The sequence below is a fragment of the Enterobacter cloacae complex sp. SHL022 genome (genome assembly GCF_049237785.1).
Classification (GTDB): domain Bacteria; phylum Pseudomonadota; class Gammaproteobacteria; order Enterobacterales; family Enterobacteriaceae; genus Enterobacter; species Enterobacter hormaechei_C.
In genome coordinates, this window is record NZ_JBMKJH010000011.1 from 1 (window position 1) to 14,496 (window position 14,496).

The window sequence follows — 14,496 nt, forward strand, 5'->3', positions numbered from 1 at the left end:
AGCATAGTAAACCATTACATAAAGTCGAGCTGACAAGTTATTCGATAAGTAAGTTTAAAACCAGTAACAAAGAGTACCAGTTTTATTTGGCTTATAATAATTTAGCTGGAAGGAATATTGATTTGAAAACCAGAAATGGACAGCGCTGGCGGGAAAAAAATATGACACCCGATACACCTGCTCATGTCGACTGGTATGAGGCGGAAAAATATTGTCACTGGCTGTCTACTATTACTGAGTTACCTTTCTCATTACCAACAGAAGCGCAATGGGAATATGCAGCGCGTAGTCGAGGGAAGTTTGTTATTGCTCCTACCGATGATGGAACTATAAATATCAAAGAACGTACGGGAATTAACATCACTACTTCGGATGATCGTGAAAAGTTCGCAATAGAACAAGGCACAACTTTAGGTATTTCGTCTCCCATGCCGCGAGATTCTCGACCACCAAACCCCTTAGGTATATATGACATGGCCGGTAACGGCTGGGAATGGATGAAAGATTGGTACGACCCGGATTATTACAAACATTCACCACTGAAAGATCCACAGGGGCCAGACAATCCTGTCTATAAAGATTACAAAGGAAATTACTCAAAAGTTATCCGCTCACAGGATTTTTCCGGACCAAGACGCGGCGCAACGATATTCCGCTTCGACTCAGACCCTGCTAATGAGGGATATCTCCCTGGCGACAAAACGGTTCGTTGCGTTGTCAACAGCCCGAAACCGGTCAGATAATACAAGGCATAACTCTCGGATTACGATGAGTCACCACCATAAGATTATTTTTCAAAGGTGTAGCTCATTGTTGTGTTAGTTTATATGGAGACGTATATGCAGTGTGTTATTCGTATCAATGACAAAACAACACACGGTGGTACTGTGCTTGAAGGTAGCTCTGGTGTGAAATTTATGGGCCTGGAAGTCTCTTGTCTTATGGATAAGGTATTTTGCCTTCTACATGGTGAAACATATATTATCGAAGGCGATGAAACTTCAAAGATCAATGGTAAGCCAATAGCTCTGCATGGTCATCGTTGCGGTTGTGGTTGCTCACTAATATCATCATTACCAAATGCAGGAAAACGTTAATTTATGCCTGTTGATCTAAAAAAAATCCCAGCAGAAGAACCTTTGCCAGTTGCTCCGGATAAATTCCGTTGGCTGCTTACGATTGTTCTGTGTGTGATTGCTGGTGCGGTTGTAGTGCTGGCTCTATGGCCTAAGCACCTTTCTACTCGTTCTGAATGGTTTTGGTTTTGTACGTTGATGCTGCCTTTATCCGTTGGATTTATGGGGTATATCATCCGGCTACGCCGCTATGAAAATGAACGAGATCGCGTGCTATGGTGGAACCACTTATATCAAAAACAATATGAAGAACAAATTTTACTGGGACAGAAGGCCGTTGGTGTGCTTGGAATGAGTTACGTCACACCAGTTGCCAGAAATAAACTTGCTGTCGCGCTTTTACAAGGCGGGAGTGGACTTCATACGCACTATTCACCAGCCATTCAGTCGACGTTAACAACGGCATCAATAATTTTTCCATCAGTAACCTTATTCACTGAAGCAAATTATCAGACTCGACTGGAATCAATATTGGCAAGTGTCATCGGGCAATTGCACGCTGAACTGGTTCAGTTTACTGGTAACCTGTTCGTTCGTATTCATCATGATGGTGTGCTGAACGATGAGCACATCCTCACCATCTGGCGAAAGATTTTCCCAGCGTCATATGCTGTCAATGATATTACTGTTAGTACTGATAATAGTGGGCTGATGTGGCTTGATGGCTGGCTGGACAGGAGGGACGAGGCGCTTGTTCTTTCTGTTGAAATCAATTTATTTCTGCAAGCGCGTAACCAAGAGGCAGAGTCCGTATCAGCGCTGCTGCTGGCCTCTCCGGCATGGCTAACTTGTTATCGTGTAATGCCGCAAATGTGGATACATCGCCCGGTGGTGATCGCAAAAACGGAAGAGGCTGTAGCGGATGTTGCACTTTGGGGAAAAATAACAACTGCGGTGCCCTGGTTCTTTTGGCGAGCTCAGGTAAAAGGTAGCGCACTGACTGCGGCTCTTCTTGCAATGGATAAATTGGCATTCTTGTCTGAAAAAAAAGGAGAGATGGTACTGGAGGATACTTTTGGCAGACCGGGGGCGGCGGTAGGAAATATCACGTTAATTTGCGCCTGCGAACATGCAGTGATTTCAGAGCAAACCCAGTGGCTGATGGTTGGTGATGAAACCACACAAATGGTGATTGTCCGTCCGGCTTAATCTTACGCAAAGGATAGTGATGTGAAAAAGAAAAAGCGCCTCAGTACATGGTTAATTATCCTGCTGATAGCGGTTGTGGGGGGATTTCTCATCTGGACTGAAAACCCTTTTGTTCATCAGTTTACCACTGAGAAGAAACTGACAACATCGCTGACAGTGGCAGGGATTTGTATTTTAATTCTGCTCTGCGACGATTTATTTCTCAGGTTGTGGAATTGGTTGATCTCAATAAGTTTTTTGCAGCGGCTGAGGGAATTGTCAGGTAAAAGTCTTCGGCATGAAGACAAACAATTAGTTGATAAGGAAAAATACAGAGAAACGTTAAAAAATATGCGTCTGTATTTGCGTCATAATTATGACCGCGCCTGGCCCCGCAAACTCCGCATCCTGCTAGTCACCGGTAGCGTTGCCGACGTCGAACAGCTCACCCCAAAACTCACCCAGGAACTCTGGCAGGAAGACCAGGGGACGCTGCTGCTGTGGGGCGGTGACCCGGCAGCACCGGCGGACGCTGCCTGGCTTACCGCGCTGCGTAAACTGCGCCGCCGCCCGGTGGATGGCGTGGTGTGGGTGACCTCTGCGTTTGATCGCCTCGCAGGTTCAGATACTGAACTGGCAGCGCCGCTGACTCCTGAATCCATGGACGCCCTGGCTCACGCCCTGAAGGGGCGCTATGACGCGCTGGGCTGGAAACTGCCGCTTTACGTCTGGTCGCTGCATCCGCGAGCTGGAGAGCAACTGGGGCGGATTACCCAGCCGGTGGGGTGCCAGCTGTCAGCGGCCTCTAAACCTGAAGCACTGGCCCGCCAGCTAAGCGACCTGATACCGGCCCTCACCGCGCAGGGCGTTCAGCAGATTTGCGACAAACCACAGCAGAGTTTTTTGCTCGCCCTGGCCGACCAGCTGACGCGCGAGCCGGAAACTCTGACCGGTCCCTTATCGGTATTGCTCAACCCGTACCGCCCGCTGCCGCTGGCCGGTGTGGTGTTCAGTCCGGCCACGGTCGGCGGCGTGCGCAGCGTTGCTCATCACTGGGGCAAAGACAACCGCTGGGATGCCATCCCGGCGTCTGCACAGGCCTTACCGGCAGGTCTTCGTCCGCGTAAGCACGGCGTCAGCTGGACGCAAATGGTGGGCGTGAGCGTTACAGCGCTGATGGCGCTGTGGGTGATATCCATGGCCGTCTCCTTTGTCGCCAACCGTAGCCTGGTGACGATGGCGCAGGAGCAGGTTCAGCAGTCTGTGGCAGAGAAACAACCGCTGAGCGCGCGTCTGCACGCCCTGTCTGAACTTCAGAAAACCCTTGCCCGCTTGCAGTACCGTGCGCAACACGGTGTACCCTGGTACGCGCACGGTGGCTTAAGCCAGAACGATGCTCTGCTGGCGGCGCTGTTTCCGCGCTATGGCGAAAGCGCCCTGCCGCTGTTGCGCGATGCGGCGGCGGAACATCTTGCAAAACAGCTACAGGCCTTTGTACAGCTGCCACCGGATAGTCCGTTACGTGAGCGCATGGCAAAACCGGTTTACGACCAGCTCAGGCTGTACCTGATGCTCTCGCGGCCGGAGAAAATGGATGCGGCCTGGTTTTCCACCACGCTGATGCGCGACTGGCCGCAGCGTGCGGGCGTGGCGAATGGCGTCTGGCAGGGCAGCGGCCCGGTACTGTACGCCTTTTATGCCGCGAGCCTGGCGTCACACCCCCAGTGGCGTCTTCATGCTGACGATATGCTGGTCAGCCAGACGCGCACGCTGCTGGTTCGCCAGATGGGGGTGCGCAACAGCGAATCCACCCTCTATCAGAAAATGCTCGCACAGGTGGCGAACCAGTATGCCGATATGCGCCTGGAGGACATGACCGGCGATACCGACGCCCCGCGCCTGTTCACCACGGATGAAATTGTGCCGGGAATGTTCACCCGTCAGGCGTGGGAGGAGGCGGTACAGCCTGCCATTGATAAGGTGGTGAATGAACGTCGCGAGGAGATGGACTGGGTGCTGAGCGACAGCAGACAGCCCGCCACGCAGCAGACCCCACCGGAAGACCTGAAGCAGCGGCTCACCGCACGTTACTTTGCCGACTTCAGTACCGCCTGGCTCGATTTTCTCAACAGTCTGCGCTGGCAACGGGCAGTGACCCTGTCCGACGCCATTGACCAGCTCACCCTGATGGCGGATGTGCGTCAGTCGCCGCTGGTGGCGCTGATGAACACCCTGAATATCCAGGGGCGAACCGGTGAGACCGGCGAGGCGATATCCGATTCGCTGGTGAAATCGGCAAAAAATCTGCTCGGTGGCGATAAACAGCCGGCCATTGACCAGAGCGGCGGCCCGCGCGGCCCGCTGGAGGCGACCTTCGGCCCGGTACTGGCGCTGATTAACAGCCAGCAGAAAGGCGGCGGAAATACCGACCTGAGCCTCCAGACGTTTCTGACTCGGGTCACCCAGGTGCGCCTGCGGCTACAGCAGGTGACCAACGCCGCTGACCCGCAGGCCATGACCCGGCTGCTTGCGCAGACGGTGTTTCAGGGTAAGGCGGTGGATTTAACCGAGACCCGCGACTACGGCAGTCTGGTGGCAGCGGGACTCGGGCAGGAATGGAGTGGTTTCGGGCAGACGATGTTTGTGCGGCCTATGGAGCAGGCCTGGCAGCAGGTACTGACTCCGGCGGCTGAAAGCCTGAATGCACAGTGGCAGACCGCCGTGGTGGATGACTGGAACAACGTTTTTGGCGGGCGGTATCCGTTTAAGGATGTCAGCAGCGAGGTCTCACTGCCGTTGCTGGCCAGATACCTCAACGCTGATTCCGGACGTATCACCCGTTTTCTCCAGACCCGTCTTAACGGCGTGCTGCACAGGGAGGGGAGTCACTGGGTGCCGGACAGCATCAACGCCCAGGGGCTGACCTTCAATCCGGCCTTCCTCAGGGCGGTTGATACCCTGAGCCATATTTCCGATGTGGTGTTCACTCGCGGGGAGGCGGGGTTGTCCTTTGAACTGCGCCCGGGAACGGCGGATGGCATCATGGAGACGCGGCTGGTTATCGACAGCCAGAAGCTGACTTATATGAACCAGATGCCCGCCTGGAAGCGTTTTATCTGGCCTGCGGACACCGAAGCGCCGGGTGCGGCATTAAGCTGGATAAGCACCCAGGCCGGCACCCGGCAGTATGCGGATATGTCCGGGGCGTGGGGCTGGATAAGGCTGCTGGACAAGGCGTCAGTCAGCGCGTATCCCGGCACGGGCAGCAGTTACAGTCTCACGTGGCAGGCGCAGGATGGCAGACCGCTGAACTACACCCTGCGTACCGAGGCGGGGGAGGGCCCGCTGGCCCTGCTGAAGCTGCGAAACTTCAGCCTGCCGTTGCAGATATTCACCGTCAGCGAGCCCGCCGCTGACCCCCTGACCGATGACACCGACCCCACAGAGGAAACGTACTGATGGCATCCGTTCACACACTGATTACAGCCTGCCAGGCCGCGCCATCACGCTCACGCAGTGGGCGCCAGAACTGCTGTTTGAGGTCAAAGCCTACCGCCTGAAGCTGCTCCGTATGAAGGGCCGGACGTAATGATACAGATAAAACACGCCTGAATCCGGAGATGGAACATCTGCTGGCGGGGCTGATTGCAACTGACGCTGCCAGAGCCACCGTGTAGTGCGGATAATTAAACAAACGTAACAAAAAAATCATTATCAGGGATATACAACAATCATGCATTTGATTATGAAAATAATATTGTCGGTTATATTTATTCAGCTTTCAGGCTGTACAGCAATTCTTTGGGGAGAAAACAGAGTTGCTGACACAAAGATAAAAGAACGTACTTTGATTTCAGACGAGGTTACCGCTGCGTTTTATTATGAAAATCTCTCTGCTTCGGCTATTCAGGGAAAGACACAGGTCAGGGTAGAAATACCTCGGGATGGTGTCGCTTTCAAGGGTGAAAAAAACATCTATATACTAACGAAAGGCGCGAAAGAGTTATTTGCCCTGGATAAATTATCCACACAGGTAGCGCTGGTTACCGGTTATGTGAAATTTGATGGTTTAAGGCTAAAACTGGATATGCCGCGTGGAAATGATCTTGTCATGCATTTTTCCGATGCGCTTGTACTGCAGGTTAATAAAAGCGACAGCAACCTTACCGCTCAGGATATTGATGACCTTAAAAAAATGGGGTTCTGGAATGAGGGTGGAAGGTATATTAAGCAAATACGCCTCGAAGGGGTAATTATTCCCAGAGATAAGAACGACAGTCTGTTTAATAATAGCGAGAAATTGGTTAAAAAACATAATGTGGAATTTTATTCTACAGAAGACTCAACTCACTTTCATCCTCTGCGACTGGCAACAAACATCGTGTTAACACCCTTCACGGCCGTTGCGGATATTGTATTTTTCCCTATAACACTGCGTGTATTAGGGCTCATCACCCATCCTCCTGTACATTAATAGCCGGAAAATTATGGAAGATTTAACCCTGCGTTATTTTGACGCTGAAATGCGCTACCTGCGCGAGGCGGCGAAAGAGTTCGCGCAGACGCACCCCGACCGGGCGGCAATGCTCGACCTCGACAAAGCCGGCACACCTGACCCGTATGTTGAACGGCTGTTTGAGGGCTTCGCCTTCTCCATGGGACGTCTGCGCGAAAAGATAGATGACGACCTGCCGGAGTTGACCGAAAGTCTGGTGAGTATGCTGTGGCCGCACTACCTGCGTACCATCCCGTCCCTGTCGGTGGTGGCACTGTCCCCGGATGTGCCGGCGATGAAAATAGCGGAAACGTTGTCCGCCGGGCTGGAAATCAGCTCCCGCCCGGTCGGTCCTAAAAACACCGTCTGCCGCTACCGCACCACCCGGGATCTGACGCTGAATCCGCTCGCGGTGGAAAAGGTCATTATGACCACGGAGCCTGACGGGCGTTCGCTCCTGCGGGTGCGTTTTGCCTGTAGTACGCAGGCGGACTGGCCGCAGACGGACCTCCGGCATCTGCCGCTGTACCTGGGCGAAGATAGGGTGACGGGCAGCAGCCTGCACCTCTGGCTGACAAAACGCCAGGCGGCGCTGTACATTCGCCTGCCCGGGCAGACGGAGCGGATCGCACTGGACGGTTATTTCTCCCCGGGCGGTTTTGCTGAGGAAGATCGGCTGTGGCCAAAGGGCGACAGCGCCTTCAGCGGTTATCAGTTGCTGCTGGAGTATTTCACCTTCCGCGAAAAGTTTATGTTCGTCCATCTTAACGGGCTGGAAAATATCACGCTTCCGGCGGGTACGGCGTATTTCGATATCGAGGTGGTGTTCAGCCAGGTATGGCAGAGCGATTTACCGGTAACAGACAGCAGCCTGCGCCTGCACTGCGTGCCGGTAATTAACCTGTTCACCCTGGAAGCCGACCCGCTGATCATCAGCGGACTGGAGAGTGAATACCTGCTGCGCCCGAAACGTCTTCAGGACGGGCATACCGAGATTTACTCGGTGGACAGCGTCAACGGCTCCGGGCGTACCGGCGAAGCGCACTATGTGCCGTTCACCAGTTTTCGCCATCAGGGCGGCATGATGCGTCGTCACGCGCCGGAACGATATTACCACACCCGCGTGAAGCGGGGCGTCACCGGGATGCACGATACCTGGCTGATACTGGGCGGCCAGCAGTGGGAAGCTGACCGGATGCTGGAGCGGGAGACAGTCTCGCTGCGCATCACTGGCACCAACGGCCAGTTACCGCGCCGGGCGTTGCAGAGCACGCTGCTGGACCGCTGTGAACAGGTCTATGACACGCCCCTCACCGTGCGTAATCTCTGCAAGCCGACGCTGCCCGCATACCCGCCTGCGGAGGATCGTTTCCACTGGCGGGTGATGAGCCATCTGGGCTCCCGGTTTCTCAATATGATGAGCAGCGCTTTGGTGCTGCGCGGCACGCTCTCGCTCTATAACTGGCGGGACGACGAGCTGAACAACCGTCGCCTCGATGCCATCCTGGATGTCAGGCACCACCGCATTCAGCGCTTTGAGGACGGTTTTTTGCTGCGCGGGCTGGACGTGGAGGTGACGCTCGACAGTAATGGATTTACCGGAGAGGGCGATATCCACCTGTTTGGCGAACTGCTTAACCGTTTTTTCGCCCTGTATGCCGACATGAATCAGTTTAACCAGCTCACGCTGATTGTTCAGCCAGAAGGGAAATGTATCCGGTGGAAAGAGAATCACAGTCCGCGCCTGCCCGGCTGATGGCGCAGGTACGGCACCAGCTGCCGTATATGAATTTTTACCGCTTCTGCCAGCTGCTGGAACAGAGCCTGCCGGAGATGCCGGTGCCCGGCAGCGACTGGCGGGTGCGGCAGGAGCCAGTGCGTTTTCGCCCGCATCCGGGGATGGGGTTTCCGTCCGGTGAAATCCGGGGGATGGAAGACCCGGAACATCCGCACCTGCCGCCGTCGGTGCGCGTCACCTTTATGGGGCTGTACGGCGTGGAGTCGCCGCTGCCGACCCACTACACCGACGATATCGCTCAGCGACGGGAAGGGCACGACGCGACGCAGGATTTTCTGGATATTTTCAGTCACCGGCTGATTACCCAGTATTACCGCATCTGGCGTAAGTATTCGTACCCGGCCACCTTTAAGGCCGGCGGCGCTGACAACACGTCACAATACCTGCTGGGCCTGGCGGGGCTGGGGATACCCGGCTGCGCTCAGGCAGCCGGTACGCCGCTGTCGCGATTTCTGGCGCTGCTGCCGGTGATGATGCTGCCGGGACGGACGGCGGAGGGAATGGGGGCGCTGGTGCGGCTGCTGGCACCGGATACGCGCACGCAGGTTTATCACCATGACCGCTGCCGTATCCCGCTGAAGCAGCCGGTTGCGATGAGTACATGCCAGCCGGTCAGCCTGAAGCACCGGCCGGTGATGGGCACGCATGCCACGGATGTGAACGGCCAGGTGCTGTTGCGCCTGAGCACGGACAACCCGGAAGAGATCCGGGGCTGGCTGCCGGGCGGTGACCTGCACGCTGACCTGATGGCGCTGCTGCACGTGTGGCTGGGCGCGCACCTGGATGTACGTATGCAGTTATGCGTTGCCCGGCATTTGCTGCCGGATGCGCGGCTGTCCTGCAATGCGGAACAGATCGCGCAGGTCGGGCGCACGGCAGTGCTGCGTCCCCTTAATCCGCAACAGAACAGAAACGACATTATCACCATTCACCCTGGACGCTTTCAGCGCGTCCGGGAAAACATTCAGCGAAGGAACAACGATGAAGATGGCGATTACCGCTGGTAAAGCGCTGGCAATCACTCTGGCGACCCTGTTAACCGGCTGCGGTCTGACGCAGAAAGTGACGGATGGCACCGTCGCCGTCACGAAGTCCATTTTTTACAGACAGGAGAAAACCCTTCACCTGGATATTCAGGCGCGCGAAGGGGTGAACAACAACGCGAAGGGGGCATCGCTGGCAACGGTGGTGCGAATTTACCAGCTTAAAGAGCGTAAGGCGTTTGACAGTACTGATTATCCGTCGCTGTTCGCCAGTGACACTCAGGCCATTAAAGCCGATCTTGTGGCGGAAAAGGATATCCGCCTGCGCCCTGGCGAATCGGTGACGCTGGATATGCCGATGGAAGAGAGCGCGCAGGTTGTGGCGGTGGCGGGGATGTTTATGGCACCGGACCAGGTAAATGATACCTGGCGTATTACCCTGACCCGTGACGACCTTGACCCGGATAAGGCGCGGGTTATCGAAGTCAGTAATAATCGTCTGACGCTGAAACCGCTGGAGGGGGAATGATGCCGCGTCCGTCTCTGTATGACATGCTGTACGGTAACTTCGCCGGCGGGCTTGACCTGCACAGTGTCAGTGAGGAGAACCAGCTGATTTTATCAGTACTCGATAACATGCAGCGCATCCTCAACTGCCGCGCCGGTACGCTGGCTCACCTGCCGGACTACGGCCTGCCGGATATGACAAAAATCCTCCAGGGAATGCCCGGGACCGCCCACCAGCTGATTACCACACTGTCGGCCGTGTTGCTGAAATACGAGCCGCGCCTGAGCCGGATTAATGTGGTGATGCAGGAACAGATTCAGCCCGGTGAACTCCGCTACGCCATTGATGCGGAGCTGAAGGGGGTGGGGCTGGTGCGCTACGGCACGGAGTTTATGCCCGAGGGCAGGGTATTAATCCGTCATCTGAAACAACAGCAGTATCTGGATAATACAGCCCGATTGTGAGCCAATTTTGAAATTCAGCACGCAAAACCACCCCACATCTTTTACCGACATCGCGAGGATGCATATTGCAGAGTTTCGCCTGCGAAAATAACCACTTCATGAAAATTGGGCGAGCAGGCAACATGAACGACCAGATATTTATTTTACCCTGGTCAGAAAAGATACATTAAAGAGTTACTTTTCAATGAGTTATTGTAGAGCTTGTGCTGTAGCGGGTACTGAAATATTAATAATTGATTTCTTCGCCATGAGTCATTGCATTTTATCTGGCGAAAAGGTCAATGGCTGAGGGGATACCCTGAGTATGATGACGTCAATCATGGATACAGATATGAAAATGAGAATTCTCCTTCTTACGGTCAGTGTACTTTTTAACATGCAGGCTGGTGCCGCCCGTGGAAGACAGCCCTGCTCTGGCTCAAAAGGTGGCATAGCACACTGTACATCGGATGGTCGTTTTGTCTGCAATGACGGAAGTCTGAGCCAGTCGAAGCGATTCTGTTCAGGTTATGGTGCCTCCGAACTGCCCCGGCAGGTAAAACCCTCCCCCTCCGCCAGGAAAGCGCAGACGAAAAAGAGAATAGCCGTGAAAGGCCAGGAGCAGCGTGTTGTAGAAAACAATGCGCAGTTCGATACACAACCGCGGCAACCTACATGCGCCCCTCTCTATATGGCCAACAAGCCCGGATTCACCCATTTACCCATTTGTTCAGGTAATCAGTATTAATCCGCCAGTGTAAATATTCTTTGTCTGTTATTCGAACTGATAAGACGCTTGCAGGTGGAAACCCACCTGAACGCGCTGGGCGACCTGTTACAGCGTCTGGCATTAAAGCACGCCGTTCGCACCTTCCGGATACGTGGCGAACTTACTGCATGGCTGGCGTTTAGGTTTTCTGCATGAGTGATAAAAGGGAGGGAAAATCATGACCAGGGCTGAAGAGTTTTGTCGCTCCTGAAATGTGAACACTGGCAGATGGATGCGCACACATCGCTCAAAAATCGATCTTTTTCAGGCGGATACTGAGATCAGAAAAGCATATGACCTTGAACAGTAACCACAGCGACTGAAGGGATATGCTAATGAAGCGACAAGATATAAACGCATTAAAGAATTTTGATTTTCTGGCACGCAGTTTTGCCCGTATGTACGCCCTGGGCCAGCCAGTTGATATCGATGCCGTGACCGGCAATATGAGTAATAAACAGCAGGCATGGTTCCGGGAGCGATATGACCACTACCGAAAGCAGGCTGAGCGGGCGAGAGTAATAGAACTGCGATGATGTAACGAACAACGGGCTTAACGGCCCGTTGCTTTTTTAAGTTCCAGCTACATTTTTGCAGGCTCCTGAGGTTGAAATATTTTGCGGTAACCTCATATAGAAAGCGGGTAAGGAACACCTGTCCATAAGACATGAACTTTTTGAATATTCTTTTTTACTGTTCAGGAGGTACATGATGACTCTCAGAACCTTTCCCGTGTTGAACGATCTCTCCGACTCTCTGTTTGCGGACCGTTTTAACCGTATCGATCGCCTTTTTAGCCAGCTAACCGGCAGTACGCCGTTGCCCTCCACGCCTTCTTACAATATCCGGCGGCTGGGCGATAACCGCTATGAACTGACGCTCAGCGTGCCGGGCTGGAAAGAGAGCGAACTGGAAATTGAAACCGTTGGCGGTCAGCTGAATATCAGCGGTAAACGTGAAGAGGAGAAAACCGAAAACGGCGAAGAAGGGTGGATCCATCGGGGTATCAGCCGCAGCGACTTCCGGGCCAGCTATAGTCTGCCGGAGCATGTGAAAGTGACCGGCGCTTCGCTGGAAAACGGCTTACTGGCAATTGAATTACACCAGGATATCCCGGAAGAAGAGAAACCGCAGCGCATCGCTATCAACAACAACCCGGCGATTGAACATAAGCCGTAATCGTTGACTGACGTTGTTTTCACGCCCGGCAAACGCCGGGCGTTTTGCTAACCTGATGGGGCGCTTTTCTGGCCACTGGCTATTTAAGTCGCGAATGCTGTAACGACCTCTTGCTATTGTACCAGGACCGCCTCCAGCTCCATTTTTTGAAGTCGTCAATGCTTTGCCTGGACGGATAAAAATGGCTTATGCCATTCCGCTTTTCCCTGTACGCGCGGGCTGGAGGTCACTTTCGATGTGCTTAAAAGGTTTGCTGCCTCTGCATGAGGCTGAACGGGAATGAAATGTGAGAGAAAACAGATTGGTGCGTCTGAATGGACTCGAACCATCGACCCCCACCATGTCAAGGTGGTGCTCTAACCAACTGAGCTACAGACGCAAGATGGTGCGTTCAATTGGACTCGAACCAACGACCCCCACCATGTCAAGGTGGTGCTCTAACCAACTGAGCTATGAACGCATTGTGTTGTCGGTGACAACGGGGACGAATATTAGCGGCACAGCACCAAGGTGGCAAGAGGGAAAATGCATTTTTCTCTCTGATTTCACGCGATTGCTTCATTACCGCGCAAAGTGAAGAGAAAGTAGCCGCCAGCCGGCGGCTACAGGGTCATTAACGTGCAGCGCGCTGCAAAATAACCGTAGAGGGCTGACGTTGCAGGAAACGCATGCGCAGCATCATCATAATGGCCGCAGACGTTAAGCCGATGATAAAGCCCATCCAGAATCCGGCTGGCCCCATGCGATCCACCACCAGATCCGTGAGCGCCAGAATGTAACCACTCGGCAGACCCAGCACCCAGTAAGCGATAAAGGTGATAAAGAAGATGGAACGCGTATCTTTATACCCACGCAGCACGCCGCTGCCAATAACCTGGATGGAGTCAGATATCTGATAAATGGCCGCCAGCAGCATCAGGTGCGAGGCCAGAGTCACTACCTCCGGGTTGTCGTTATAGAGCAGGGCAATTTGCTCACGCAACAGCACGGTAAAGAGGGCGGTACAGACCGCCATGCAGACGCCGACGCCCAGCCCGGTGCGGGCAGCCGTTTGCGCATCCAGCGTAGAACCTTGCCCCAGACGGAAGCCCACGCGAATCGTCACCGCAGCCGCCAGCGACATCGGCAGAACAAACATCAAAGAGCTGAAGTTCAGCGCGATCTGGTGGCCTGCCACATCAATAATCCCTAACGGCGAGACCAGCAGGGCGACGACGGCAAACAGCGTCACTTCAAAGAACAGCGCCAGCGCAATGGGCAGACCCAGCTGTGTCAGGCGGGTCAACATCGACCAGTCAGGCGTGCTAAAGGTGGTGTCGTTGCGAATGTCGCGCATGGATCGCGCATGCTTAATGTAGGTGAGCATGCTTCCGAACATCACCCAGTACACCGCTGCCGTCGCCACGCCGCAGCCCACGCCGCCGAGTTCCGGCATGCCAAAATGACCGTAAATGAAGATATAGTTCACGGGAATGTTCACCAGCAAGCCGATAAAGCCCATCACCATGCCCGGCTTGGTTTTTGCCAGCCCTTCACACTGGTTACGTGCCACCTGGAAGAACAGATAGCCGGGCGCGCCCCAGAGCAGGGCGCGCAGATAACCGACCGCCTTATCCGCCAGCGCCGGGTCGATATTATGCATGGCGCGAATAATATACCCGGCGTTCCACAGGACGATCATAATCAGGACGGAGACGAACCCGGCCAGCCAGAAGCCCTGGCGCACCTGATGGGCCACGCGGTCACGTCGACCGGAGCCGTTAAGCTGTGCGATGACGGGCGTTAGCGCCAGCAGCAGGCCGTGACCAAACAGAATGGCCGGGAGCCAGATTGAGGTTCCGATCGCCACGGCGGCCATATCGGTGGCGCTGTAACCACCGGCCATTACCGTATCCACAAATCCCATTGCGGTTTGGGCTACCTGCGCGACGATCACCGGTATGGCCAGTGCCAATAACTGACGCGCTTCGATCATATACTTCTGCACGTGAACACCTTTGTATTGTAGTTATTTGAGAGACTAAAAAGGCCGCCGTTACTGGCAGCAAGAAGAAAAA

General features: G+C 54.3%; 13 protein-coding genes, 2 tRNA genes and 1 pseudogene. 13 read left to right on the plus strand and 3 right to left on the minus strand.

The window, feature by feature from the left end:
• From ACOTZD_RS19585 to ACOTZD_RS19645, 13 genes and pseudogenes are all read left to right on the plus strand, one after another.
• On the plus strand, nt 1-743 hold a 743-nt coding region (locus ACOTZD_RS19585), incomplete at its 5' end, for a formylglycine-generating enzyme family protein (protein WP_421636360.1).
• A gap of 96 nt (nt 744-839) precedes the next feature.
• A complete protein-coding gene (locus tag ACOTZD_RS19590; protein WP_072202906.1) occupies nt 840-1,097 on the plus strand; it encodes a PAAR domain-containing protein in 258 nt (85 codons plus the stop codon).
• Between the two features lie 3 nt (nt 1,098-1,100).
• On the plus strand, nt 1,101-2,285 hold the full coding sequence (locus ACOTZD_RS19595; protein ID WP_058658207.1) for a hypothetical protein: 1,185 nt from the start codon (nt 1,101-1,103) through the stop codon (nt 2,283-2,285).
• 57 nt (nt 2,286-2,342) lie between these two features.
• A complete protein-coding gene (locus ACOTZD_RS19600) occupies nt 2,343-5,723 on the plus strand; it encodes an ImcF-related family protein (protein ID WP_371875506.1) in 3,381 nt (1,126 codons plus the stop codon).
• 37 nt (nt 5,724-5,760) lie between these two features.
• Nucleotides 5,761-5,941: pseudogene (locus ACOTZD_RS19605) on the plus strand (hypothetical protein); the annotation flags it as partial.
• Nucleotides 5,942-5,997: 56 nt separating this feature from the next.
• Entirely contained in the window at nt 5,998-6,738 is a 741-nt protein-coding gene (locus ACOTZD_RS19610) for a hypothetical protein (RefSeq protein WP_058647760.1), read from the plus strand.
• 13 nt (nt 6,739-6,751) lie between these two features.
• Nucleotides 6,752-8,515, plus strand: coding sequence for a type VI secretion system baseplate subunit TssF (gene tssF / locus ACOTZD_RS19615; RefSeq protein ID WP_174402249.1), 1,764 nt, complete (start codon nt 6,752-6,754; stop codon nt 8,513-8,515).
• On the plus strand, nt 8,470-9,564 hold the full coding sequence (gene tssG / locus ACOTZD_RS19620; RefSeq protein ID WP_174402250.1) for a type VI secretion system baseplate subunit TssG: 1,095 nt from the start codon (nt 8,470-8,472) through the stop codon (nt 9,562-9,564). Before tssF ends, tssG begins: the two co-directional genes overlap by 46 nt.
• On the plus strand, nt 9,545-10,069 hold the full coding sequence (gene tssJ, locus ACOTZD_RS19625) for a type VI secretion system lipoprotein TssJ (RefSeq protein ID WP_174402261.1): 525 nt from the start codon (nt 9,545-9,547) through the stop codon (nt 10,067-10,069). Before tssG ends, tssJ begins: the two co-directional genes overlap by 20 nt.
• Nucleotides 10,069-10,512: a type VI secretion system baseplate subunit TssE gene (gene tssE, locus ACOTZD_RS19630; RefSeq protein ID WP_003857652.1), complete on the plus strand. Its 444-nt coding sequence runs from the start codon at nt 10,069-10,071 to the stop codon at nt 10,510-10,512. Before tssJ ends, tssE begins: the two co-directional genes overlap by 1 nt.
• Before the next feature lie 331 nt (nt 10,513-10,843).
• Nucleotides 10,844-11,239 carry a hypothetical protein gene (locus ACOTZD_RS19635; protein WP_045339057.1) on the plus strand — a complete coding sequence of 132 codons (396 nt, stop codon included), beginning with the start codon at nt 10,844-10,846 and terminating at the stop codon, nt 11,237-11,239.
• A 356-nt stretch (nt 11,240-11,595) separates the two neighbouring features.
• Complete coding sequence (glgS, locus tag ACOTZD_RS19640) at nt 11,596-11,796, plus strand: cell surface composition regulator GlgS (RefSeq protein ID WP_022650936.1); 201 nt, start codon at nt 11,596-11,598, stop codon at nt 11,794-11,796.
• Nucleotides 11,797-11,968: 172 nt separating this feature from the next.
• A complete protein-coding gene (locus tag ACOTZD_RS19645) occupies nt 11,969-12,439 on the plus strand; it encodes an Hsp20 family protein (RefSeq protein ID WP_003857647.1) in 471 nt (156 codons plus the stop codon).
• Nucleotides 12,440-12,741: 302 nt separating this feature from the next.
• Here the strand turns inward: ACOTZD_RS19645 and ACOTZD_RS19650 are convergent.
• From ACOTZD_RS19650 to mdtK, 3 genes are all read right to left on the minus strand, one after another.
• Nucleotides 12,742-12,818 (minus strand) — tRNA-Val (locus ACOTZD_RS19650).
• Nucleotides 12,819-12,822: 4 nt separating this feature from the next.
• Nucleotides 12,823-12,899, minus strand: a tRNA-Val gene (locus ACOTZD_RS19655).
• A gap of 153 nt (nt 12,900-13,052) precedes the next feature.
• Entirely contained in the window at nt 13,053-14,426 is a 1,374-nt protein-coding gene (gene mdtK, locus ACOTZD_RS19660) for an MdtK family multidrug efflux MATE transporter (RefSeq protein ID WP_045346480.1), read from the minus strand.
• Between the last annotated feature and the right edge of the window lie 70 nt (nt 14,427-14,496).